The sequence below is a fragment of the Enterococcus sp. AMC2644 genome, assembly GCF_058216475.1.
Window position 1 is genome coordinate 2448473 of sequence record NZ_CM177095.1, and the last position, 23087, is coordinate 2471559.

Consider the following 23087-nt stretch of genomic DNA (forward strand, 5'->3'; position numbering starts at 1 on the left):
TATCGATATGAGTGAGAAAATAAATGTATTAAGAAAGAAAACTACCTCAAAACAACAATTATGGTCAGGTGCTTTTTTAGCACCTGCACTATTTGCAGTTGGGGCAGTCGTATTTGTTCCTTTTATTTTTGGAATCTATTACGGTTTTACTAAATGGGATGGGATTAATCCTGCTCAATTTGTTGGTCTAGATAACTTTATTCAAATTATGAAAGATAAAGAATTTTTGGCATCTATTTGGTTTACCATTCGTTTTTCTGTCATTACTATTATTTTAATTAATTGTATTGGTTTAGGCTTGGCTTTGATTGTGACACAAAATTTTAAAGGAAATTCAATCTTGAGGACTGTTTTTTTTATGCCTAACTTGATTGGTGGCCTAATCTTAGGATTCATCTGGCAATTTGTTTTTATTAAAGGGTTTCAAGCTTTTGGTGAGTTTGCAGGAATGGAGAAGATGCTTGGATGGCTATCTACACCAAGTACTGCTTTTTGGGGAATGGTTATCATGGTTTGTTGGCAGTATTCAGGTTACATTATGGTTATCTATATTGCCTTTTTACAGGGAGTCGATACGTCCATTTTGGAAGCGGCAGACCTTGATGGAGCCTCTAACTGGCAAAAATTTATTTTAGTCAAATTTCCAATGATTCGACCAGCATTTACAATTAGTTTATTCATGACACTATCCTTCTGTTTTAAAATCTATGATCAAAATTTATCTTTAACATCAGGTGGTCCGTTTAAATCGACAGAAATGGTAGCGATGAATATTGTAAATACCGCATTTTCTCAAAAACAAATGGGCTTAGCACAAGCAAAAGGGATTGTTTTCTTTGTGTTGCTAACGATTATTTCAGTATTACAAGTATACTTGTCCAGTAGAAAAGAGGTTGAGGCATAAATGAAAAGAAAAAAAATTAGTGTAGGTCAGATAGTAGGTTTCATCTTAATGATTATCTGGTTAATTCCTTTTTATCTGATGATTGTCAACTCTTTTAAAGAAAAAAGAGAGATCTTTAGTAATACTTGGGGAATTCCCAAAGTAGCTACATTCGAAAATTATCCACAAGCCTTGAAAGAATTAGAGTTCTCAACGACCTTATTTAATAGTGTGATTATTGCAGTAGTTTCTGTAGCTTTAATCGTTATTGTCTCTGCTATGGCAGCCTATGCTATTCAAAGATCTGAAACAAAATCAAGCAAAGTCATTTATTATGTCTTTGTTGCAGCAATGTTAGTAACGTTTCAGTCGGTTATGATTCCTTTGGTTTCATTGTATGGAAATTTAGGGATGTTGAATCGTGGAGGACTGATATTTATGCATCTAGGATTTAATACCAGTATGGGTGTATTTATGTTTGTTGGTGCACTAAAAGCGATTCCAAAAAGCTTAGATGAAGCAGCCACAATTGATGGGGCTTCAAGATGGCAAATATTTTTTAAAATTATTTTTCCATTGTTGCGTCCAACCGCAGTTACAATTGGCTTATTAGATGCCATTGCTATCTGGAATGATTATCTGTTACCTTCATTAACAGTGAATAAACCAGGCATGCAAACAATTCCGATAAAAATGTTCTATTTCTTTGGTTCATATACCAAACAATGGCACTTAGCTCTTGCCGGATTATTAGTGGCGATTATTCCAATAATTATCGTTTATTTCTTTACACAAAAACAAATTATTAAAGGTGTTGCTGATGGAGCAGTCAAATAAATAATGGAAGGAATTATTAAAATGTCAGAACAATTAAGCAATCTACTTAGTAGGTTATCAGATATGAAACACTTAGCTAATCCCCCTGTAGGAGAACAAGCAGGGAGTTTTAGCAGTTACGATCGTACCTCAAGTTATGAATCAGAAACAGATAGTTATTGTAATTGGGATGCAAATGAAGATGGGACAGGAATTATTCGAACAGAGAATGAGGAAGAGGTCGTTGTCGAACTAGAAGGCTCAGGAGTAATTTGGCGTGTTTGGTCAGCTAAACCTGAGCAAGGAAATATTAATTTTTATTTTGATGGTGAGCAACAACCGAGCTATTCACGTCCGTTTAAGCAATTTTTTGAGCAATTAACGGATGATGTATCTCCTGCTGGTTTTCCTAGTTTAGCGCCAAAATTATCGGGAGGCTATAATTCATATATTCCGATTCCTTTTAAAGATGGGATAAAAATCACCTTTTCTAAAGAATGGGGAATGTATTATCATTTTACCTACAGCCTCTTTGAACAGGAGGACTTGCCTAGCTTTAAAGAAGTGGTTTCTAAAGAAGGATTACTTCTGCTAGCAGAAGTAGACCGAGCGCTTTATGCGCGTGGCGATACATATGATAGCGATTGTGACAAAGTGTCTATTGATTTCGCTAAAGAGGCAATTCAAAGGTTTGAATTATCTCATTCAGGGGCAATCACTTATTTAGGAGTTGAGACTAATTTAGAAGATTTTTCTCTTGAAAGTCAGAAGACAATTCTTCGTGAGACATTGTTAACTATTTATTGGGATAAACAAGAACAGCCAGCTGTTGAAGTTCCCTTGGGCGATTTTTTTGGGAGTGCACCTGGATATAATTTAGTAAAATCTCTGGCCTTAGGTATGACGGAAAAAAGAATGTATGCGAACTGGTTTATGCCTTTTTCTGATGGTGCAAAAGTGGTTTTTTCTTATGCCGGAACAGAAAATTTACAACTACAGATTTCCTATCGTTTCGAAAAAATCCCTAAAAATCAAACGAATCAGCTACTTCGTTTTCATTCTAAATGGCATCAAGGGGATTTTAAAAATTGGGCGAGTGAGCGTTTCGAACCTGGTGGCGATCGGCATCCAGACTGGCCAATTCTATTAACCAAAGGAAGTGGTCGCTTCTGTGGTGTTCATTTACATGTACTGGATACTTGGGAACAACCTACAGAAGAAAGTCAGACTTGGTGGTATGGTCAATGGGATGATAAAACAATTGATTGGTGGTGGGGAGAAGGCGATGAAAAGTTTTTTGTCGATGGCGAAAAGTTTCCTTCGACCTTTGGTACAGGAAGCGAGGATTATATTGGTTATGCCTGGGCGGCAGAGCCTCCTTTTGCACTCTTTGATAGTGCCTATGCGACGCAATCACTAATGCCTATCGATGGGAACGGCCATACCTCGGTTATGCGATTACAAATTTGTGACAATGTTCCTTTCAATCATTCTTTTGAAGGTTTTATTGAGAAATACAAAGCAGATAATTGGGGAGATACAGGAGTCTGCATTTATGAAGTCACACCATATTGGTATCAAGACATAAACAGTGTCGATGAGTATCCGTTGGTTTCAGAAGAAGATAGAGTAAGGAATATTTAAAAATTATTGAAGAGTGGTATTAACTAGCTAAGAATATCTTGGCTAGTTTTTTTGCATGTCTCAATTTCTCTATTTTACGTTTGAATACATCATTTTAGAGTAAATTTTTTAACAAAGTTAGAGAGTTTTTTTTTGAAAAGAGCTGCTAAAAATCAAGCGGGATTGTTCTTTTAGCAGAAAAAAACAATTGTGAAATCATTGATTTACTAAGATATATTGCGAAGATAAAAAAATAAAAAACTTTTGCTTACGAAAAAAATTTAATTGTGCTATGATACTCCTTGTGATTTTATTCAAAGAGAGGAAGAAGTTAGTTGCCAACAAATAGAAAAGAGAGTTTTATTTTTACAGGAATTATGTGTACCTTAATGGTGGCAGGAATGAGTGCATATAATCTAATTTTACATCATCATTTTACCTTGGAAAACTTTATACAAGGATTTATACCAGGGATTATTGTAGCATTTATTCTAGATGAATACATAGTCGGTATTGTTGCAAAAAAAGTTGCATTTTCATTACCTATTAATCGCGAGAAAAAAATACAAGTAGTTTTAGCAATTACACTTTGTATGGTTATTGGTATGGTGACGTGTATGTCATTATTTGGTGTAATTATCGAAGTGGGGATAGATAAAAACTTACTTTCAAATTATCTGCAAGCTTGGGGCACCAATATCATATTTGCTTTACCACTTCAATTATTGATTGTAGGACCAATTTCAAGAGGATTGTTGGGAAGACTGCAAACGGCATAGAAATTATCAAATAAGAGATATTGTCAATCTGTATTAATTAATCCACATAGGCAGAAAGAAAATACGTGCATGTATTTTTCTTTTTGTCTTTTTTGTCAAGAAGGGTAGGCAAATTACTTATGCTACATTTTTAAATGATTCAAAGTAATGAACAACTTAGCTGGCAAATTATGCGTAGTGTATTTGTCAGAACATAATCAGGGATGCTAGAGGCTGTCAAAAGATTTTGTGAAAGTGTGCTTGTATATTACTTGTCTAGTGATATATTGACTTAGTTTCTATGACTACAAAAGTCAGCAGGGAGATGTTCTCTTAAAAAATAAACAGGAGAGCTCCTTCAACAGATGTAACAAGTCTGTAAGCTTGTATATAAGTAGTTCATAATATTTTTATGATAAAATATAAAATATTTGTTTAAATGTATTGAAGAACTAATAATGTTATACTGGAAATATGGTGCTTCCTTTTTTAAAAGTAAATTAAAAATTATAATAGAGGTAGAATTTTTATTGGAAAGGAATGAGTATAATCAAGGTTCTTGGAACGTCGATGAGAGTAATCGAGTAGGAAGAGTCCTACAACCTTGTCTATTATTGAATAATGAAAAAAATTGGTATAAGAGAAGTTGCTAAAGAAGCAAATGTTTCTCCTACAACAGTATCAAGAGTTTTAAATAATAAAGGATATTTAAGTGAAGATACAAAGAAAAAAGTATTTGCTGCCATGAATAAATTAGAATATTATCCAAATGAATTGGCTAGAGCATTATTTAAAAATGAAACCTATACTGTAGGTTTAATATTTCCAACTATCGTTAACCCATTTCATGCTGAATTAATACAAAATATAGAATTTGAACTTTCGAATAAGGGATATAAAGTTTTGTTATGTAATAGCTTGAATAATCCTACTAAAGAAAAAGAATATTTAGTAATGTTAAGAAGAAATCAAGTAGATGGTATTATTGTAGGAACGCATAATAAGGAGATAGAAGACTATAATATTCCGGGATTACCGATAGTAGCTATTGATCGAAATTTAGGAGAACATACAATTACAGTATCTTGTAATAATTATGAAGGTGGAAAGTTAGCTACGCAGTTATTAGTAGATCAAGGATGTAAACAAATTTTATGTATCAGAGGAGATAGTAAAATTAAATTACCAGCTAATAGTCGAACATTGGCATACAAAGATGTATTAGCTCAAAATAAATTAGAAAGTTTTATTTTAGAAGTACCTTTTGTTCTAGACACTGAAGAAAAAAGCAAAATAATAAAAGATTATCTTGATGTAAATCTAACTATTGATGGTATTTTTGCTGGAGATGATTTATTAGCTACTTTGGCAATAAATCATTTGAAAAATCAGAAAAGAAAGATACCTGAAGATGTGAAAGTAATTGGGTTTGATGGAGCACAACAGACATGTATTTATAATCCAGAATTGACTACTATTCAACAGCCTATAAAACAAATTTCTGAAGTTTCAGTTGGAAAACTATTGAATATGATTAATGGAAAAAAAGAGAAAGATGAACTTTCTCTCCCAGTTAAAATTTTAAAAAATGAAACAGCTTAATAGAATAATAAATCGACGAAAAGATTTTTTTCGTCGATTTATTATTCTAAAAATATGAAACGGGTTGACATATGAAACCGGTTGATATATATTGTTTATGAAAATAAAATTTTTTATTGGAGGCATTAATATGGATAAACTAATAGAAAAAAGTAATCAGCATCAACTTTATTATCAACCCAAGGATGTTTGGGTTGGTGATGTCATGCCATATGGAAAAGATGGAAAATTCTTTATTTATCATCAACGAGATACTCGGAATCCTGTACCTTTTGGAGAACCGTTTGGTTGGGCGTTAGCAACTACAGAAGATTTTGTTCATTACGAAGATTTTGGTGAATCTCTTTTGAGAGGTAGTGATAGTGAACGTGATCAGTTTATTTATGCGGGATCAGTTTTTGAAGCAAATGGGAAAGTTCATGCCTTTTATACTGGGTATAATCGTGAGTTTCTAGCAGAAGGAAAAACTTCCCAAGTCTTACTTCATGCAGAAAGCGAAGATTTTGTTAATTGGAGAAAATCAGAAACAGCTTTAGAACTAGAACCACAAGAGGGATATGATATTCGTAACTGGAGAGATCCTTTTGTTGTTTGGGATGATGAGAAAGAAGAATACTTATTAATACTCGGTGCACGTAAAGGTCAAGATAAACATCTACAAACTGGACGATTAGTTAAGTTTACATCTAAGAATTTAACAGATTGGGAATTTAAAGGTGATTTTTGGTCTCCTGGATTATATACAATGTTTGAAATGCCCGAATTATTCAAGATAGGTAATTGGTGGTATCTAGTTTATTCTGAATATTCAGACGGAAATAAAATATTATATCGAATGAGTCAAAGTTTAGATGGACCTTGGATTAAACCAAAAGATGAAGCCTTTGATGGCCGAGCTTACTATGCAGGAAGAACTGCCTTTGATGGAAAGCGTAGAGTTCTATTCGGATGGGTCCCAACAAAAGATCAAGAGAATGATATGAATAACTATCTTTGGGGAGGAACTTTTGTTCCACACGAAGTCTATCAAAAAGAAGATTTTTCTTTAGGTGTGAAGCCGATTGATGAGATATGGAATGCTTTTAGGAATAAAATAGATATTAATGATTTTTCTATTTCTACAGTGGATACTAGGGAAGAAGTAATGCTTGTCGAAAATAGCGGAACACTGTTTAGTTTCGAAACGACAATTATATTTGATGAGAACATTAGTGATTTTTCACTCAGATTCTATAAAAATATTGAAACAGATGAATCTTATGAATATCGATTTAATTTAGATGAAGGGAAACTTACTTTTGATAAAAATCCATGTTATCCATGGTTCCAATATATGGATAAAGGTTTAATTAGACCAATTTCATTAGAACCTAATAAATCATATAATCTAAAAGTGATTGTGGATGACAACATAATGACTCTATACATTGATGGTATTTCTTTAAATGCTCGTGTTTATAATAAATTTGGGGATGCAATTACAATCACGGCAACAAATGGAATGTTGACGGCCACGAATACTGAATTTTCAACAGATATTTTAAAATAAAATTTGTGATAGCTATTGCGACAGGTTGAATTTTTTTGACCTGTCGCATTAAAGAGGAGGAAATATAAATGGATTATAGAAAAATTGCTGAAGAAGTATTAGATAATGTTGGAGGCAAAGAAAATATTGTAAGTGCTACTCATTGTATTACTCGTTTACGCTTGATTCTTAAAGATAAAAATAAAGCAGATATGGAGAAACTTGAAGATATTGATGGTGCTAAAGGTGTGATATTTAATAGTGGACAGCTTCAAGTTATTTTTGGAACGGGTACAATTGAAAAGGTATACAAAGAATTTGTAAATCTAACAGATGCAAAAGAAGTGTCTGTTTCAGAGATGAAAGACGAAGGAATAAATAATAGTGGAAATAAACTTCAACAAGCTTTTAAGGTTTTTTCTGATATCTTTATTCCAATTATTCCTGCATTTATTGGAGCTGCAATGATTTTGGGTATTCGTTCCTTGATTACTACTCCTGGAATGTTTGGTATGGATGGTTCTTTTGCAGATCATAATGTTTTTTTGAATGATTTAGCAAGTTTTTTTGGAATTATTGCTACTACATTTGATTATTTACCAGTTTTGATTATGTACTCTGCAACAAAACGTTTTGGTGGAAATCCTATTTTAGGTTTACTTGTAGGTTTTGTAATGATTCATCCAGGTCTTGCTAATCGAAATGATTTTGTTATGGGCGCTATAAAACCTAATTATTGGCATTTGTTTGGTTTGACAGTTCCTGCAGTGGCTTTTCAAGGTGGTGTTTTTCCAGCTATTTTAACATCTTGGTTTCTATCAAAGGTTGAAAAAGTCACAAATAAGTATTCTCCACAAGTACTTGCTTATATCCTAGTTCCTACAGTGACGGTTATTCTATCTAACTTTGCTTTATTCTTAGTATTTGGACCATTAGGCAATTTTATCGGTAACGTTCTTGGAGGAATTATTGATTTTTTATATATGAAAATGGGGGCATTTGGAGCATTTGTTTTTGCTGGGGCATTACAGCCTTTGGTAGTAACTGGCACACAACATGCTATTCAGGGAATCGAAGCGAACCTAGTTGCGACTACTGGTTTTAATTATATTCAACCAATCTGGTCAGTTTCTATTATTGCTCAAGGTGGCGGTTGTATTGGAATGTGGCTATTATTTAAGAAAAAATCAAAAGATCGTGACATTGCAATTTCAAGCTTTATTCCAACATTAGTAGGTATTACTGAACCAGCAATATTTGCAGTTAATCTAAAATATTCGATTGTTCCTTTTGTTTGTTCATTTATTGGAGCAGGTTTTGGTGGAGCGTTTATGAAAATATTTGATGTAAAAGCAATCGGTCAAGGATTGACAGTTTTACCAGGTCTAACTATTGCAAATCCTGTTGGACCATATATATTTGGCAACCTTATAGCATTTGTATTACCAATTATCTTTATAATTATTTATGACAAGTATAAGGTGTTTATTCCTGAGGCTAAACGTCGTAATTAATCATTAAATGTCAAAAAATGCAATATCTTAAGTAGTTTACGCTGGTGAAGTGTTAAATACAAAATTATGAAAAATCTTGTTGCTTCACCTGCAACCTTTAATGACTGAATTATCTACTTTGAGAATGTATTTAAAATAACAAAGTAAGTTATAGTAAAATGTTAGTTAAACTAGATCTGTCGAGAGCTCAATTGAAATTAAGTTTGCTTTAAGCTATGATATGAATGAAACAAACAATATAATTGCCCCATTTGGTTGAATAGAAGGGCATTCAATTATTTTTTCACTATTCAATAGACTAATTTATTTATTGACATAATATCGAACTTAGGTAAGATTCTCTTCTGTTCGATAGAGAGCTATTTACTGTGAAAAAAATAATAAAAACTGTAAATATATTATAGAAGGAGAAGAACATATGAAATTAAATGGTTTACAGCATATTGGTATCCCTACTGAAGATTTTTTAGCCTCAAAAAAGTTTTATGAATCATTAGGTTTTGAACTAATCAATCAAGAATTAAACAAAACAAGTAAAGTGGGTTTTTTCGAATTAAATGGATTGATTATTGAGATTTGGGAAGATGAGTCGACAGGTAGTAATGGTGCAATTAATCATATCGCACTTGATACCGATGAAATTGAAGAAGCTTATCGAACTATTCATCAATTAGGATATACGTTAATCGATGAAACAATTAAGGAGCTACCATTTTGGGAAAAAGGGATTTTATACTTTAATTTTTTAGGTCCCAATAGCGAAATAATTGAGATTTCTCAACGGATTAAATAAAAATTGATAATTGACAGATTATGATGTTGCATACAGATGTAAGCAGTGTTTTAAAATGATTGCTAGTTCTTTATAAATAGCCGAGATTAACTTTATTAGAATAGTAGAATCTTAGAAAAAGTTAGCGATAATTTTAATGTATTATAAAGAAGCTAGATTTTAGTTGAATCTTTCCATTCAAACGACAGTTTAGTGTTTGAATAGATCTATAATAGTTAAGTAAGAAAAGAAACCAAAAACAATTTTAAGTTTTTGGTTTCTTTTTTTACGTTTAAATGATTGTCTAGGCAAGTGAGCAGATTACTTCTAATACTTTTTTACTTCAAACTACATAGTGCGCTCACAGGCAGGGTATTGTAACGAAAAGCTTCATCACAATTAGTACCACAAAATTTACATTTTTTGTGAAAAAAGACAATAGAAAAAAGATGTGGAAGCGCTTATGATGAAACCAAGGAGGAATGATTAATATGAGCGATCGCAATCAAGATATACTCCGTCAGCTGATAAAAAACAAAAAAATCAAAGAAGAAACATTATTAACAGAGTTTGGAATAACAGCTCGCCAATTGAGTTATACGGTTCAACATATCAATGATAAATTAGTTGAAAAAGGCTTATCTATTATTGAAAAGCAACAAGGATATTTTATTTGCCCCAGAGAAACTATTGACTATCTAACAATACATCAAACTCTACAAGATGTCATTTTTTCAAAAGAAGATAGAATTTATCTGATACTTATCATGATTTTGACAAGAAATGAAGAATTATCTTTGGATCATTTTTCGATTGAATTGAAGATGAGTAAAAATACCATTGTTAATGACATAAAAAAAGCAAAAGATATGTTGATACCTTTTCATCTAGAAATTGAATTTAGTAGAAAATTAGGTTATCGAATTCATGGGAAAGAATGGAATAAACGAATTGTTCTGTCCCGTGCAATTACGAAAATATACAAAATTTATGGAGAAAACTTAACTAATGAGTTATTAATCAGTACGCATAAATATATAGTAATTGCTAAGAATGCCATCTTAAGAATTGAAAAATATCTAGGAATAAAATATACAGATGAGGATTTTTATCCATTAACCTATTTTCTTGCTGCAGTATTAATTCGAATAGAGCGAAAACAAATGGTGACAATTGAAGATTTTAAGGATCCAGATGAAATTCAAGACACAAAAGAATATCAAGTATTATCTTATGTGTTCACGGAATCACCGTTTTTGTCTCATAGTGAAACTCTATATATTGCCTTACAGCTATTAAGTGCAAATGTACGTAGTAATCATGCATTTACTGAACTTGATTTACCATTACTGTCAAATTCTTTATGGGAGTTTTTGATTGAGTTTGAAGCAAATACTTTCCTAGTGTTAAAAGACAAAAAAGAATTGTTAGGGAAATTAATCAATCATTTTAAACCAGCCTATTATCGAATTAAATACAATTTACCTGTTGATAATGTTCTATATGAAAAAATCCGTTCTGAATACCGTGTTTTGCACGGCTTTGTAAAACAATCATTTTGGCCGATAGAAAACTTCTTTCAAACAGCAATTTCTGATGAAGAAATTGCCTACATTACATTATTTGTAGGTGGTCACTTATTGGCAAACGAACAAAGTGATTTTGAAGATAAGGTAATTCGTGCAGTTATCCTATGTCCCAATGGTATCTCAATGTCAAAATTAATCGAAAATAAACTAAAGGAAATTTTTCCGGAATTTCTATTTTATCCAACAAATTCAATTAGAGAATATAAAAAGTTTGTATTACCACATGACGTAGTTTTCTCAACAGTTCCAGTAGTATCTGAAAAAAAAGTCTATGTGATTAATGAAATATTGTCAAATCATGAACGCCTTCAGTTAAGAAAAAACGTGATTAAAGATTTATTTCAAATTGATTTTGAAGGAATACAGTCAACAGATATTCTTTCAATTGTAAAAAAATATGCATCAGTTAGAAATGAGAAAAAATTATTAGAAGAACTGGACTCATTGTTATTAAGAGATTCTAGTGGAACGAAAGAAGAGTATTCTTCCCAATCAAACTTAGTACAAATATTGAGTAAAGAAACAATCAGTATTGTTGAAGAAAAAATAGATTGGGAACAAGCCTTAGAAATAACAAGCAACAAACTGGTTAAGCAGGGAATTATTTCAAAAAATTTCTTTGAGAAGTTGAAAAAGGAGTATAACAGTCAACCAGAATATATTTTATTAAGACAAAAACTCGTTTTGCCACATTTAGATCCAGATCTTATTTCTCAGAAATTAGGAGTTAGTGTTTTGATAGCAAAACAAGGTATTTGGTATAACGAACACAAAATCCATGTTGTTATTTTATTAACAACGCCAAATAAAACAAGTCATTTGAATATACTGTACGATATCAATCGTATGGTAAAAGACGATACGTTTGTTAAACAATTATCGAAAGTAGATGATTGGGAACAAGCAATTCAAATGCTTCAACATTTTATAAAAGAAGGGAATACGGCGAATGTTAGAACAATATATTAAAGAAGAGTTGATTTTTTTAAACCAACAAGTGTCCGATCGTACTGAATTGTTTAAGACGTTATCGGATACGTATCTCGAAAAAAATTATGTGGGGGATGGATTCTATGATTTTCTTTCTAAAAGAGAAGATGACTATCCAACAGGATTACAATTAGATAACCATACTGCAGCTATTCCACATGGTGACCCCCAAAACATAAAAAAGGCATTCATTTCAGTAGTTACTCTGAATAAGCCCATTCAGATGAGAAAAATGGAAGATCCTGACGAAGCAATTGATGTCGATTTATTCTTTGTATTAGGTTTAGCTGATGGAGGTCAACATTTAGATATTTTAAGAAAAGTTATTGGTTTAATTCAACAAGAAGCATTTGTAAATGAAATTAAGGCTGCAAAATCATCTGAAGAAGTTTTAGCAGTTATTCAAAAATATAGTGTATAAAATGGAGGAAAAGAAAATGGCGAAAAAAATTAATATCTTAGTAGCATGTGGTAGTGGTGTAGCAACATCGACTTTAGCAGCTGGGGAAGTAAAATCAGTATGTGAAGAATATGGAATTACCAGCTATAGTTTATCTAAATGTAGCATGACTGAATTAGAAACAATGGCTAAAAACGCTGATATCGTTCTGACAACCAATAATTACAAAGGGGATTTAGGAAAACCTCATATGAGCATTATTGGTTTTGTGACAGGAATCAATGAAGCTAAATTACGCAAAAATTTAGGTGAGAAACTAGTAGAAATCCAAAATACTTAATGATGGGGAGAAAAATAAATGGATACTTTAATTAATATTGTACAAACAATTACTGGTATGGGTGCATCTGCAATTTTGCCTCTAATCATTACTATTTTAGGTTTAGTGTTCCGTATGAAACTTGGAGATGCAGTTAAAGCTGGTTTAACAGTAGGAGTTGGTTTTATTGGCTTGACATTAGTAGTAGGGTTGTTAAATGAATCACTATCCCCAGCAGTTGATTATTATTCAGAAATTGGCTCAGGTTTTACTGTTGCTGATATTGGTTGGCCTGCTGTAGGTGCAGCTTCTTGGATAGCACCTTTTGCTGGATTAGCGATACCAATTGGTCTATTAGTCAATATTATTATGGTTCGATTAAAATGGACAAAGACGTTAAATGTTGATATTTGGAATTATATGCACTTTTTAGTACCTGGAGCATTAGCTTACTTTATTTTTGATAATTTTTGGATTGGTTTAGCTGTAACAATTGTTCTTTCTATTCTAGCACTTTTCGTAGGTGATTGGATAGCACCGATGTGGCAAGAATATTATGGATTAGAAGGTACCACTTGTACAACGATTATTCATACTGGATGGACATTAGTGATTGCTTGGCTTCTAAATAAAATTATTGATTTTATTCCGGGTTTAAATAAGTTAGATGTTAGTTTAGAAAAGTTGAACAAACGAGTAGGTGTATTTGGAGAACCAGTTATTATTGGTGCAATTGTTGGTTTAATTTTAGGTCTGTTAACTCGTCAAGAAGTGACAACGATTGTTCCTATGGCAATGGGTGTTGCTGGTGTAATGGTCTTAATGCCAAAAGTAGTAAGTGTTTTAATGGATGGTTTATCACCAATTGGAAAAGCTGCTAAAGACTTTATGACACGTCAAATGGGCGAAGATTCCGATTTAAACATTGGAATGGATGTTGCTTTAGGTTTAGGTGATCCAGCAACAATTACAACAACGGTTATTTCAATACCACTTGTGATGTTGTGTGCACTAATTTTACCTGGAGTAAGTGTATTTCCAATTGGTATCTTGATGTCAATTACGTATATGTCTGTAATGACAGTAATGGCAAGTAAAGGAAATCTTCTACGTTCAATTATTTCCACAGTTTTATTCTGTGTAGCTGTTTTATATTTAGCAGGTTATGTTGCACCAGGTGCTACAGAAATGTTGAATGGTGCAAATGTAGGGTTGAAAGGTCAAGGAACTGACTTTGTATTAACAGGTCCATGGAGCATTTTGACTTATTGGTTGAGTACAATTTTCGGCTAGGAGGAACTAGAAAATGGCAGAGATTTTACCTTCAATTTTTGGAGCTGACTTATTAAGACTCCAAGAAGAAATTGTTTTTTTAGAAGAAGAAAAAACAAATATTTTACATGTGGATTTAATGGATGGAAATTTTGTTTCTAATATTGCCTTTGGTCCCAATCAAATTAAGATGATGAAAGAAGCATCAACTATGACTTTTGATGTGCATATGATGGTCGCACATCCCAAGGATCATATTGATGATGTAATTGATACAGGAGCAGAAATGATTTCTGTTCACTATGAATCAACACCACATATTCATTTTATTTTACAAAAAATTCGTCAAGCTGGTAGAAAAGCAGGAATAGTAATTAATCCAGGAACACCAGAATCGGTTTTAGAATATTTATTAGATGATATTGATTATATCTTAATCATGACTATTAATCCTGGACAGCCAGGACAGGCATTTATCGAAAAAAGTATTGAAAAAATTAAGAATACGAAAGAGCTGATTGGTAACCGTCCGATTCAAATTGAAGTTGATGGTGGTGTGAATCCAACGATTGCTACTAAATGTAAAGAGGCAGGAGCAGAACTGATTGTTGTTGGAGGTGCATTATTTTCGGATAATCCCCAAAAGCAATATCAAGTTTTACGAGATGCAATTAAGTAGAAAGGATCGATTGATAAATGAAAAAATTTGAAGGACAAGTCGCTTTAGTTACTGGGGGCGCACACGGAATTGGTAAAGGAATTGCTAAACAATTTGCAGAACAAGGAGCACATACTATCATTGTAGACTACGATGCAAAGAGAGGACCGGAAACTGCGAAAGAGTTGACATTCGACAATGTTAAATCATTATTCGTTCAAACGGACGTAGCTAACCCAGAAGCATTAGTGAAAGTTCGCGAAGAAGTATTTAAAGAATTCGGTAGAATCGATGTATTGGTGCTAAATGCAGGAATTGCTTTTGCAAAGAAAGCAAATGAAATTACTTTTGAAGAGTGGAATCGTCTCTTAGCGATTAACTTAACTGGTTTATTTAATACGGTACATGCTTTTTATGATGATTTCTTAACAAATAATGGTTCAATTGTTTACATTAGTTCAGGATCAGCACTTAGCGGAACAGGTGGAGCAGTTGCTTATCCTGCCGCAAAAGCAGGTGGGGAAGGTTTAATTCGTGGACTGGCGAAAGAATTAGGACCAAAAGGCGTCAATGTGAACGCTATCGCCCCTCGATTGATTGATTCTGGTGATATGATGCGTGTGAATTATCCAACAGAAGAGAGCTTAAATGTTGTTTTAGAAAAAATACCTGTACGTCGTTTTGGTACGATTGAAGATGTAGCGAATCTAACATTATTCTTAGCAGATCCTGCGAATTCTTATATTCAAGGGCAAACTATTCTATTAGATGGTGGCAGAACAATTGCGTAATAAATTAGATAAAGAGGGATAAAAATGAAAAATTATACCTTAGAAATTTTGAATGAATTAACACGAAATGCAGAAAAAATTGATACAAAAGATATTGAAAATTTTATTGAAAAAATTCAAGCTGCTAAACACATCTTTTTATCCGGAGCAGGACGTTCAGGAATTGCAATTCAAGCGTTTGCCAACCGTTTAATGCATTTAGGATTTTCAGTGAGTCTTGTTGGAGAAATTAGTTCTCCTCATTCACAAGAAGGAGATTTATTAATCATCTGTTCTGGATCAGGAGAAACGGGTAGTTTAAAAAACTTAGCAGCAAAAGCAAAACAAAGTGGTGTAAATATCGCTTTAGTAACTATGAAAAAAGACTCTACGATTGGGCAACTAGCAGATTCAGTCCTTGTATTACCAGGTAATACTAAAGATGAAAATCAGCGCGAAGAAACTATTTTTTCACAGCCTATGGGTTCAAGTTTTGAACAACTTGCGTTTCTAATATTTGATAGTTTAATCTTAAACTTAATGGATGAAACAGGAGAAAATTCAGAAACGATGTTTGCAAGACATGCAGATTTTGAATAGTAAATTTTAAAATGATAATAAACCATTCTTATAAATATTGAGGAATCAATATTTAGAGAATGGTTTATTGTGCATTTGATTTGAAACACTAGAATAATGCAGCGTTTTTTAGCGCTTCATATTTATTTTAGTGATTCATAAATGTTTAGAATTGTAATGTTCAAAATAAAATGATTAGAGTAAAACAGAAGCAATACTTGTGTCTATAATCAAATGGTCAATCACGTTCTGTTTTAAAAGTTGTTGTATACCTTTAGCTTTTTCTTTACCAGATGCAACAACTACGAGATTATTTATTTTTTTTAAATCCTCTAAATTAACCCCCAACATTCTTTTTGAAATATTTAAATCTACCGGTTTACCTTCTTCGTCAAAAAAAGTAGTTAACAAATCTCCAATAATATGTTTTTCGGATATTTCTTCGCAGTCTTTTTTACTAAAGTAACCTAGTTCTCTATAAGAAGAAGATTCAATTGGATTTCCAATACTTACGATTGCCATATCTACCGTTTTGCCTTTTTCGATGATGTCACTTATAAATTTAGATTTTTCAAAGGTTTGTTTCATTTCTAAACTTTCTGCAATTGCAGGAGCATAAAAATAATCAACTTTACAATTATATTTTTGCGACAAAACAAAAGCTAAATGGTTCGAATGTGTTTTTACATCAGAAACATCTACACCACCAATAAGAGGAATGATAGAAAGATGTTCGAAATTTCGATAATTTGCAGCTTCTACAAATTGAAATAAAGTAGTGCCCCAACCAATTCCTAATTTATTAATATTTCCAAGATTACTTTCAATAAATGATACACAAAGATTCCCTAATGCTTGTTTTATTTCATTAGCTGTTCCGCTAACTGATGAGATAAGAACAGTTTTTAAACCATATTTTTGTGCAATAGCTTCTTGCTGTCCAAAATTCATGATTTCAGCATCTTGTATTGAAATTTTGACAATCCCTCTTTCAACAGCTTCCTTCAGAAAAGTAGCTACAGTGGGTCTAGAAATGCCTAATAGTTGAGCTATTTCTGTCTGGTTTTTATTCTCTTTATAAAAAAACATAGCTGCTTTTACAATCATTTTATCTCGGTTGTCCATAATTATATTCTCCAATATTCACAAAATAATATTAATTATATCATTTATTTTACATATGTAAAATAAATTATCTTTTGTTAATTTTAATTTGACTTTAACAATTAGTAAGGCTATAATCATTTGTATCAAATGTAAAGTTATTTTACTAATGTAAAAAAGGAGAAAAACGATGAAACTGAATGTACCATTTTTTACCTTTAACCCGAAAGCTTATTTTTATGGAGAAGTGTTATTAAAATTAGCAAAAAAAGCTGATGAATTAGCAAGTAAGTTTCCCGAAATTTCTATTTTTGTCACTGCACCTTATGCAGATTTAGCTACAATTGCTAACAATACTGAGCATATTATCGTTACTGCACAACATATGGATGGAATTAATCCAGGTAGGGGAATGGGAGCTGTGTTACCAGAATCTCTTTATAACGTTGGCGTACGTGCAGTATTTTTAAATCATGCAGAGCATCCTATGAAATTTGCGGAGTTAATTCAAGCTATCAAAAAAGGAAAAGAATTGGGGATTAAGACAATTGTTTGTGCGGATTCTTTAGAGGAAGCGAAAGCAATCGCAACATTGAAACCGGATATACTACTATGTGAACCTACAGAATTAATTGGTACGGGGAAAACAAGTGATAAAGACTATATTGTAACAACCAATAGAGCCGTAAAAACTATTGATGATGAGATTTTAGTGTTACAGGGAGCAGGGGTAAGCAACCCGCAAGATGTTGAACGAATGATTCGTTTGGGAGCAGATGGGACTGGTTGCACAAGTGGAATTACAGAGGCAGAATCTCCTGAAGAGATGTTGTCACAAATGATTGAAGCGGTTTACAAAGTCTATCTTGAACGATTGGAGAAATAAACTATGAGGATTGAACATGGACAATTAAACGTATTATCAAATGGAACTCGAGTAACTTATACAGATATAACTGAACAAGTAAAAAAAATTATTAGAGACTCAGAAATACAAGATGGATTATGTATTGTTAGCTCGCAACATACCACGTGTTCTGTTGTATTTGAAGAGTTTGTTCATGATAAAGATTGGAATGGTGATGAATTGTTGCAAGTGGATTTAAATCGAATTCTTGATAAGCTCATTCCTAGACAGTTAACCGAAACAGATTACCTTTATCCTGGATCAGAACATGTCACCTTTTTGAAAGAAATTTCAGAACAAAACCCAGATTATCCGAATGATCTTACGACGATTTTAAATGCAGATGCTCATTTGCGTGCTTCTTTTTTTGGATCAAGTCAAACACTAATTATAAAAAACAGAGAACCGTTAATCGGTTCAGTAGGTTACATTTATTTCATTGATTGGGATCAAAATAGAAAAAGAGAACGCACATGTAATTTATTGATGATGGGTAATTAGCTTATAATTAAAAAGGAGAAATGAGAATGTTAGTCACAAGCAAAGATTTATTCAAAGATGCTAAAAAGAAAAGATATGCTATTCCTGCTCCAAACTTTATTGATGTTGACTCTATGAAATCTTATTTAGAAGTTGCGGAAGACCTACAAGTTCCAATTATTTTGTCTTTAGCTGAAAGTCATCTTGATTTACTCTCGCTTGAAGAAGCTGCATTAAATGGAAGATATTTTGCTGAAAAAGCCCAAATTCCAGTTGTATTACATTTGGATCATGGAATGACCAATGCAATTATAAAAAAAGCAATAGACTTAGGTTTTACTTCAGTTATGATTGATGCTTCAAAAGATGACTTTGTAACAAATGTAGCTAAAACAAAAGATATTATTGCTTACGCACACCAACGAGGAGTCGTGGTTGAGGCTGAAATTGGTCACGTAGGATCAGGAGAAAATTATGAAAATCATGAACTTTCAGATTCAAAATACACTACAGTTGAAGATGTGTTAAATTTTGTTGCAGAGACTAATGTAGACTCGTTAGCTATTTCTATTGGCACTGCACATGGTATGTACAAAGGAGAACCTGAAATAAACTTTGAAAGATTAAATGAGATTGCTTTATCTGTAGAAACACCCCTTGTGTTACATGGTGGTTCTTCTTCAGGTGATGATAATTTAAATCGTTGTGCTAAAGAAGGCATTACAAAAATCAATATTTTTTCAGATCTTATTAATGCAGCAATGGTGAAAATTAATGAAGTGGAGCCAACCAATTATCTGGATGTAAAAAAAGTAGCCAAACAAGGAATGAAAGAATGCCTAACACATTATTATCATGTATTTGAAACCAATCATTTCAACTGAACAACCAAATTGTTTTACACACCTATATAAACTTAATCGAAGCTAGCTAAAAAGAAGAGTCAAGCAGAAACTAAGAGAAGTAAAAATCAGGGAAAAATATCCAAATTATATAGAAAAAGACTTGTTAATACTAGTAAGTTTGTGAAATTGACTTACTGGAGCTAACAAGAAAATTCTATCTAATTCGGATATTTTTCTGTTAGGAAAACTGTGTGTTACACCCTATGTGCATCCTAACTTTACAAACGGCATAAGAATTTTGGGGAGGTAATATTTGCTGTTTGTATGTAAGTTAGTTGTAACATAAAAACACATGTTATAACCAAAAATATCTTAAACGTATCAAATTTATGCCTGAACGTAAATATGAATCATTTTTCAACGGTACAATATTTAGTAGAATTTATATTTATGACTCCCATTTAATGGCTAGTAATTTTGTCAAAATAATTTGAAGAAAGCTCTCCTGTAGATGATATTTTTTCCTTATATAAGAGGAGCATATCAATAAACAGGAAGGGCTTTTTTTCTTGTAGAACGGTTTATTTGGTATAGGGTAAGGCATGGCGGAACTGTTCCAGATGGGAAATTGTTTTTTCTGGATCAGACGAAATTGTAAGTGTAAATAAAAGATCAATTAAGACTAGCTGAGAAACACGTCGCGTATAGATTCCAGCGTTTTTAAAATCTAACTCTTCCGTCGGCGTTAAAAAAACGACATCAGACTTTTTCACCAGAGGGGTATTGTCAAAGCTAGTGATTGAAATAATGGGAACACTGTTTTTTTTCAATAATTCCACTAGGCGAAGAATATCTGGATTTTTACCGCTATGAGAAATAATAAATGCACAAGAGTTTTCATTTAATTTACCTGCTTTTAGTAATTGCATATGGTATTCCAAATTGAATTCGACGTCTAATGGTGTTCGTAAAAATTTATGATAAGCATCTAAAGCGATAGGCGTTGAACCGCCTAAAGCAAAAAATACAATTTTATTACTGTTTGTTAAAAGCTGGACGGCATTCGTTAGATTTTCATAATCAATTAACTGAGCAGTATCTTCCAAAGCACGAATGTTTGAATCAAATACCTTTTTGACAAGTCCTTGAGTGTCTTCGTTGCCATCAACGCTATCTAGCAGTAATTTATTATGATCGTTAGCTAATAGAACGGTTAATTCTTTAAAACCAGAGAGCTTTAATTTTTTAGAAAATAAAAAAATAGTGGATTCTGCCACACCACAAGTTGTTGCTAATTCAGAAATGGTCATATTTTTTGCTTCTTGCGCATGATCTAATAAATAGTCAGCAATCAGCTTCTCTTTTTTGGTAAATGATAAATAATTGATTTGAATTTTACTTTTTAAATCTTTCATATGTATTCTCCTTTTAAAAAAAATTCGAAAAAAATGTTTACTTTTCGAAAAAATTTGATATTATAAAATTAAGTTTTAAATAAATCAGTAAAAATCGAATTTTTTTTATTTTATATTGTTTAGTATAACATAAAATGAAAAGGCTTTACTGTAGGTTAGCAAATTAAAAGGAGAAAATGGAGGTTTTTTTGATGGGAAAAATTGGATTAGTAAGAGTAGATAGTCGGTTATTGCATGGACAGGTTGTAACTAGATGGATTGGTCAGGTTGGTGCTAAAGAAGTCATTATCATTGATGATGCTTTAGCAAAAGATGAATTTATGATTGAAGTTTTTGAAATGGCAGCTCCAACAGGTGTTCAGTTAATTGTGAAGTCGATTGCTGAAGCAAAAGAATTTTTGGATGCGAAAAATTTAGAAAAATCAATTATTTTATTTAAAGGAATTCCATCATTATTAGATGGAATTGCTCATGGTTTACCATTAGAAGAAATCCAAATTGGTGGTATTGGTGGCGGCGCAGGACGTGTTGTTGTATTTAAGAATATCACTCTAACGGCAGAAGAATATGGGCAACTGCAAGAATTGGAAGCAGCAGGGAAACATATTTTCTTGCAAACGGTTCCTGAAGAAAGAGAAGTTAAATTAGTAAGTATTGCCAATAAATTCTAAGGAGGAAAGAAAATGACAATTGTACAAGCTATTATTTTAGGTGTTTTATTTTGTTTTTGTCGAATGGGGATTTTATATACATGGCCTAAAAATATTCCGTTGTTTGGAGCAATGTTAATTGGAATCGTTTTAGGAGATGTCCCACAAGCAATGATTGTGGGTGCAGCAATTCAAGCTATTTACATGGGAGTGATTCAACCAGGAGGAAATATTCCGACTGATCAGGTGTTGGCGACTTTTATTGCTGTACCGATTGCCTTGCAATCGAATTTGGAACCTGCTGTTGCTGTAACTTTGGCTGTACCAGTAGGATTGCTAGGGGTGTTATTAGACTATATTCGTCGAACTGTAAATGCCGCTTGGATTCATATGGCAGACTCTTATGCAGAAAAAGGGAATGCTAGTGGTATTATGCGTGCCCATTTTCTATACCCTACACTGGCATTGATTGGTATTTATATCATTCCGGTAGCGATTGCTATTTACTTAGGACCAAATGCCGTGAATGCTTTTATGGAAATTGTTCCAGATTGGATTATGACAGGCTTACAAGTAGCAGGAGGTATTCTTCCGGCATTAGGATTTGCTATTACAATTTCGGTCATTGGTAAAGGAAATGTTATTCCATATTTCCTATTCGGTTTCTTCTTATTCCAATACGCTTCACAAGTAAATACAATTGCTTTTGCATTATTTGGAATGTTCCTAGCGTTCTTGCATATTACGTTTACTAAAAATAAAACTGGGGAAGCAGGTGCTTTATAATGGAACAAAAAGAAAAATTACTCACTAAAAAAGACATACGACGTTCTTGGATGTATTGGTTAGGTACGTGTGAGCTTTCCAACTCTTTTGAACGTTTACAAACGCTGGCCTTTGCTGCTTGTTTAGCACCAATTTTTAAGAAATTGTACAAAGACGATGAAGAACTAAAACTAGCTCTAAAACGCCATTTAACTTTCTTTAATACTGAAGGTGTTTGGGGTAGTTTAATTCATGGGATTGTGATTGCAATGGAAGAGGAGCGAGCAAGGGGTGAAGATATTTCAGACGAAATGATTACAGGATTAAAAACTGGATTTATGGGTCCCTTGGCTGGAATTGGTGATACTGTAGACTGGGGAACAATTCGTCCAATCGTAATTGGTTTGTTTCTACCGTTAGCTTCTGCCGGTAGTTGGATTGCTGGTTTGGGACCATTTGTTATCATCAGTCTGATTACGTCTTCGATTAGCTACTACTTATGGCACTTAGGCTATCGTGTAGGACGTAAAAGTATTCTTCAAGTTCTAAAAGATGGACGTATTAATCAGTTCATTACAGCATCTAGTGTGTTGGGAATGTTTATGATGGGGATTTTATCTTCACAATATGTAAAAGTTTCCTTGAAACCGGAAATTTTAGTAAATAATGAAATGACAACTATTCAGTCTTATGTAGACCAAATTCTACCAGGTCTTCTACCAGTAACGGCAGTATTTATTATGTACTACTTAATTCGTTATCGTAAAGTGAAATATACCAATATTTTATTGGGGGTATTAGCAATTTCGTTACTAGGTGCATTAATTGGATTATTTTAGTTTGGAGGA

Annotated in this window: 23 protein-coding genes; 21 read left to right on the plus strand and 2 right to left on the minus strand. The window is 32.7% G+C overall.

Going from position 1 to position 23087, the window contains the following annotated elements; translation table 11 throughout:
• Positions 1-7: 7 nt before the first annotated feature.
• The 15 genes from AC4BC5_RS11940 to hxlB all read left to right on the plus strand — a co-directional run bounded on the left by AC4BC5_RS11940 (position 8) and on the right by hxlB (position 16094).
• Positions 8-904: a carbohydrate ABC transporter permease gene (locus tag AC4BC5_RS11940; RefSeq protein WP_490495586.1), complete on the plus strand. Its 897-nt coding sequence runs from the start codon at positions 8-10 to the stop codon at positions 902-904.
• On the plus strand, positions 905-1720 hold the full coding sequence (locus AC4BC5_RS11945; RefSeq protein ID WP_490495587.1) for a carbohydrate ABC transporter permease: 816 nt from the start codon (positions 905-907) through the stop codon (positions 1718-1720).
• A 21-nt stretch (positions 1721-1741) separates the two neighbouring features.
• Positions 1742-3343 (plus strand): glycoside hydrolase family 172 protein, encoded by a 1602-nt coding sequence (locus tag AC4BC5_RS11950; RefSeq protein ID WP_490495588.1) that lies wholly within the window; start codon positions 1742-1744, stop codon positions 3341-3343.
• Between the two features lie 314 nt (positions 3344-3657).
• Positions 3658-4101, plus strand: coding sequence for a DUF2798 domain-containing protein (locus AC4BC5_RS11955; protein WP_490495589.1), 444 nt, complete (start codon positions 3658-3660; stop codon positions 4099-4101).
• Positions 4102-4701: 600 nt separating this feature from the next.
• Positions 4702-5682, plus strand: a complete 981-nt coding sequence (locus tag AC4BC5_RS11960; RefSeq protein ID WP_490495590.1) for a LacI family DNA-binding transcriptional regulator — start codon at positions 4702-4704, stop codon at positions 5680-5682.
• Between the two features lie 130 nt (positions 5683-5812).
• Positions 5813-7231: a family 43 glycosylhydrolase gene (locus AC4BC5_RS11965; protein ID WP_490495591.1), complete on the plus strand. Its 1419-nt coding sequence runs from the start codon at positions 5813-5815 to the stop codon at positions 7229-7231.
• Positions 7232-7299: 68 nt separating this feature from the next.
• The gene (locus AC4BC5_RS11970; protein WP_490495592.1) at positions 7300-8724 is read left to right on the plus strand and encodes a PTS transporter subunit EIIC; all 1425 of its coding nucleotides are present in this window, start codon (positions 7300-7302) and stop codon (positions 8722-8724) included.
• Positions 8725-9142: 418 nt separating this feature from the next.
• Positions 9143-9517, plus strand: coding sequence for a VOC family protein (locus AC4BC5_RS11975; RefSeq protein ID WP_490495593.1), 375 nt, complete (start codon positions 9143-9145; stop codon positions 9515-9517).
• 470 nt (positions 9518-9987) lie between these two features.
• Complete coding sequence (locus tag AC4BC5_RS11980) at positions 9988-12054, plus strand: BglG family transcription antiterminator (RefSeq protein WP_490495594.1); 2067 nt, start codon at positions 9988-9990, stop codon at positions 12052-12054.
• Positions 12035-12496, plus strand: a complete 462-nt coding sequence (locus tag AC4BC5_RS11985; RefSeq protein ID WP_490495595.1) for a PTS sugar transporter subunit IIA — start codon at positions 12035-12037, stop codon at positions 12494-12496. The genes AC4BC5_RS11980 and AC4BC5_RS11985 overlap by 20 nt, the downstream gene beginning before the upstream one ends.
• A 16-nt stretch (positions 12497-12512) precedes the next feature.
• Positions 12513-12815 carry a PTS sugar transporter subunit IIB gene (locus tag AC4BC5_RS11990; protein ID WP_490495596.1) on the plus strand — a complete coding sequence of 101 codons (303 nt, stop codon included), beginning with the start codon at positions 12513-12515 and terminating at the stop codon, positions 12813-12815.
• Positions 12816-12833: 18 nt separating this feature from the next.
• Positions 12834-14087, plus strand: coding sequence for a PTS transporter subunit IIC (locus AC4BC5_RS11995; protein ID WP_490495597.1), 1254 nt, complete (start codon positions 12834-12836; stop codon positions 14085-14087).
• A 13-nt stretch (positions 14088-14100) separates the two neighbouring features.
• Positions 14101-14745, plus strand: coding sequence for a ribulose-phosphate 3-epimerase (rpe, locus tag AC4BC5_RS12000; RefSeq protein WP_490495598.1), 645 nt, complete (start codon positions 14101-14103; stop codon positions 14743-14745).
• A gap of 17 nt (positions 14746-14762) precedes the next feature.
• Entirely contained in the window at positions 14763-15515 is a 753-nt protein-coding gene (locus AC4BC5_RS12005) for an SDR family NAD(P)-dependent oxidoreductase (protein WP_490495599.1), read from the plus strand.
• A gap of 24 nt (positions 15516-15539) precedes the next feature.
• Positions 15540-16094 carry a 6-phospho-3-hexuloisomerase gene (gene hxlB / locus AC4BC5_RS12010; RefSeq protein WP_490495600.1) on the plus strand — a complete coding sequence of 185 codons (555 nt, stop codon included), beginning with the start codon at positions 15540-15542 and terminating at the stop codon, positions 16092-16094.
• A 174-nt stretch (positions 16095-16268) separates the two neighbouring features.
• Here hxlB and AC4BC5_RS12015 read toward each other — a convergent pair whose 3' ends face one another.
• On the minus strand, positions 16269-17198 hold the full coding sequence (locus AC4BC5_RS12015) for a sugar-binding transcriptional regulator (RefSeq protein ID WP_490495601.1): 930 nt from the start codon (positions 17196-17198) through the stop codon (positions 16269-16271).
• A gap of 169 nt (positions 17199-17367) precedes the next feature.
• Between AC4BC5_RS12015 and AC4BC5_RS12020 the strand changes: the two genes are divergently transcribed.
• Genes AC4BC5_RS12020 through AC4BC5_RS12030 form a run of 3 tightly spaced genes read left to right on the plus strand, consistent with a single transcriptional unit; the run spans position 17368 to position 19448 of the window.
• Positions 17368-18063: a triose-phosphate isomerase gene (locus tag AC4BC5_RS12020; RefSeq protein ID WP_490495602.1), complete on the plus strand. Its 696-nt coding sequence runs from the start codon at positions 17368-17370 to the stop codon at positions 18061-18063.
• A 3-nt stretch (positions 18064-18066) separates the two neighbouring features.
• Positions 18067-18585 (plus strand): YjbQ family protein, encoded by a 519-nt coding sequence (locus tag AC4BC5_RS12025; RefSeq protein ID WP_490495603.1) that lies wholly within the window; start codon positions 18067-18069, stop codon positions 18583-18585.
• 26 nt (positions 18586-18611) lie between these two features.
• Entirely contained in the window at positions 18612-19448 is an 837-nt protein-coding gene (locus tag AC4BC5_RS12030; RefSeq protein ID WP_490495604.1) for a class II fructose-bisphosphate aldolase, read from the plus strand.
• A gap of 542 nt (positions 19449-19990) precedes the next feature.
• On the opposite strand, the gene AC4BC5_RS12035 is transcribed toward AC4BC5_RS12030, so the two are convergent.
• Complete coding sequence (locus tag AC4BC5_RS12035) at positions 19991-20824, minus strand: MurR/RpiR family transcriptional regulator (RefSeq protein ID WP_490495605.1); 834 nt, start codon at positions 20822-20824, stop codon at positions 19991-19993.
• Between the two features lie 191 nt (positions 20825-21015).
• On the opposite strand from AC4BC5_RS12035, the gene AC4BC5_RS12040 reads away from it, so the two are divergent.
• Genes AC4BC5_RS12040 through AC4BC5_RS12050 form a run of 3 tightly spaced genes read left to right on the plus strand, consistent with a single transcriptional unit; the run spans position 21016 to position 23078 of the window.
• On the plus strand, positions 21016-21495 hold the full coding sequence (locus tag AC4BC5_RS12040) for a PTS sugar transporter subunit IIB (RefSeq protein ID WP_490495606.1): 480 nt from the start codon (positions 21016-21018) through the stop codon (positions 21493-21495).
• Between the two features lie 12 nt (positions 21496-21507).
• Complete coding sequence (locus AC4BC5_RS12045; protein ID WP_490495607.1) at positions 21508-22260, plus strand: PTS mannose/fructose/sorbose/N-acetylgalactosamine transporter subunit IIC; 753 nt, start codon at positions 21508-21510, stop codon at positions 22258-22260.
• Complete coding sequence (locus AC4BC5_RS12050; protein WP_490495608.1) at positions 22260-23078, plus strand: PTS system mannose/fructose/sorbose family transporter subunit IID; 819 nt, start codon at positions 22260-22262, stop codon at positions 23076-23078. Before AC4BC5_RS12045 ends, AC4BC5_RS12050 begins: the two co-directional genes overlap by 1 nt.
• Positions 23079-23087 lie beyond the last annotated feature (9 nt).

Coding starts and splice junctions, on each gene's coding strand:
- AC4BC5_RS12020 (WP_490495602.1), top strand. CDS start 17,368: ATGAAACTGAATGTACCATTTTTTACCTTTAACCCGAAAGCTTATTTT.
- AC4BC5_RS11950 (WP_490495588.1), top strand. CDS start 1,742: ATGTCAGAACAATTAAGCAATCTACTTAGTAGGTTATCAGATATGAAA.
- AC4BC5_RS11945 (WP_490495587.1), top strand. CDS start 905: ATGAAAAGAAAAAAAATTAGTGTAGGTCAGATAGTAGGTTTCATCTTA.
- AC4BC5_RS12040 (WP_490495606.1), top strand. CDS start 21,016: ATGGGAAAAATTGGATTAGTAAGAGTAGATAGTCGGTTATTGCATGGA.
- rpe (WP_490495598.1), top strand. CDS start 14,101: ATGGCAGAGATTTTACCTTCAATTTTTGGAGCTGACTTATTAAGACTC.
- AC4BC5_RS11970 (WP_490495592.1), top strand. CDS start 7,300: ATGGATTATAGAAAAATTGCTGAAGAAGTATTAGATAATGTTGGAGGC.
- AC4BC5_RS11980 (WP_490495594.1), top strand. CDS start 9,988: ATGAGCGATCGCAATCAAGATATACTCCGTCAGCTGATAAAAAACAAA.
- AC4BC5_RS12025 (WP_490495603.1), top strand. CDS start 18,067: ATGAGGATTGAACATGGACAATTAAACGTATTATCAAATGGAACTCGA.
- hxlB (WP_490495600.1), top strand. CDS start 15,540: ATGAAAAATTATACCTTAGAAATTTTGAATGAATTAACACGAAATGCA.
- AC4BC5_RS12005 (WP_490495599.1), top strand. CDS start 14,763: ATGAAAAAATTTGAAGGACAAGTCGCTTTAGTTACTGGGGGCGCACAC.
- AC4BC5_RS11975 (WP_490495593.1), top strand. CDS start 9,143: ATGAAATTAAATGGTTTACAGCATATTGGTATCCCTACTGAAGATTTT.
- AC4BC5_RS11995 (WP_490495597.1), top strand. CDS start 12,834: ATGGATACTTTAATTAATATTGTACAAACAATTACTGGTATGGGTGCA.
- AC4BC5_RS11985 (WP_490495595.1), top strand. CDS start 12,035: ATGTTAGAACAATATATTAAAGAAGAGTTGATTTTTTTAAACCAACAA.
- AC4BC5_RS12030 (WP_490495604.1), top strand. CDS start 18,612: ATGTTAGTCACAAGCAAAGATTTATTCAAAGATGCTAAAAAGAAAAGA.
- AC4BC5_RS11940 (WP_490495586.1), top strand. CDS start 8: ATGAGTGAGAAAATAAATGTATTAAGAAAGAAAACTACCTCAAAACAA.
- AC4BC5_RS12050 (WP_490495608.1), top strand. CDS start 22,260: ATGGAACAAAAAGAAAAATTACTCACTAAAAAAGACATACGACGTTCT.
- AC4BC5_RS12015 (WP_490495601.1), bottom strand. CDS start 17,198: ATGGACAACCGAGATAAAATGATTGTAAAAGCAGCTATGTTTTTTTAT.
- AC4BC5_RS12045 (WP_490495607.1), top strand. CDS start 21,508: ATGACAATTGTACAAGCTATTATTTTAGGTGTTTTATTTTGTTTTTGT.
- AC4BC5_RS11960 (WP_490495590.1), top strand. CDS start 4,702: ATGAAAAAAATTGGTATAAGAGAAGTTGCTAAAGAAGCAAATGTTTCT.
- AC4BC5_RS12035 (WP_490495605.1), bottom strand. CDS start 20,824: ATGAAAGATTTAAAAAGTAAAATTCAAATCAATTATTTATCATTTACC.
- AC4BC5_RS11990 (WP_490495596.1), top strand. CDS start 12,513: ATGGCGAAAAAAATTAATATCTTAGTAGCATGTGGTAGTGGTGTAGCA.
- AC4BC5_RS11965 (WP_490495591.1), top strand. CDS start 5,813: ATGGATAAACTAATAGAAAAAAGTAATCAGCATCAACTTTATTATCAA.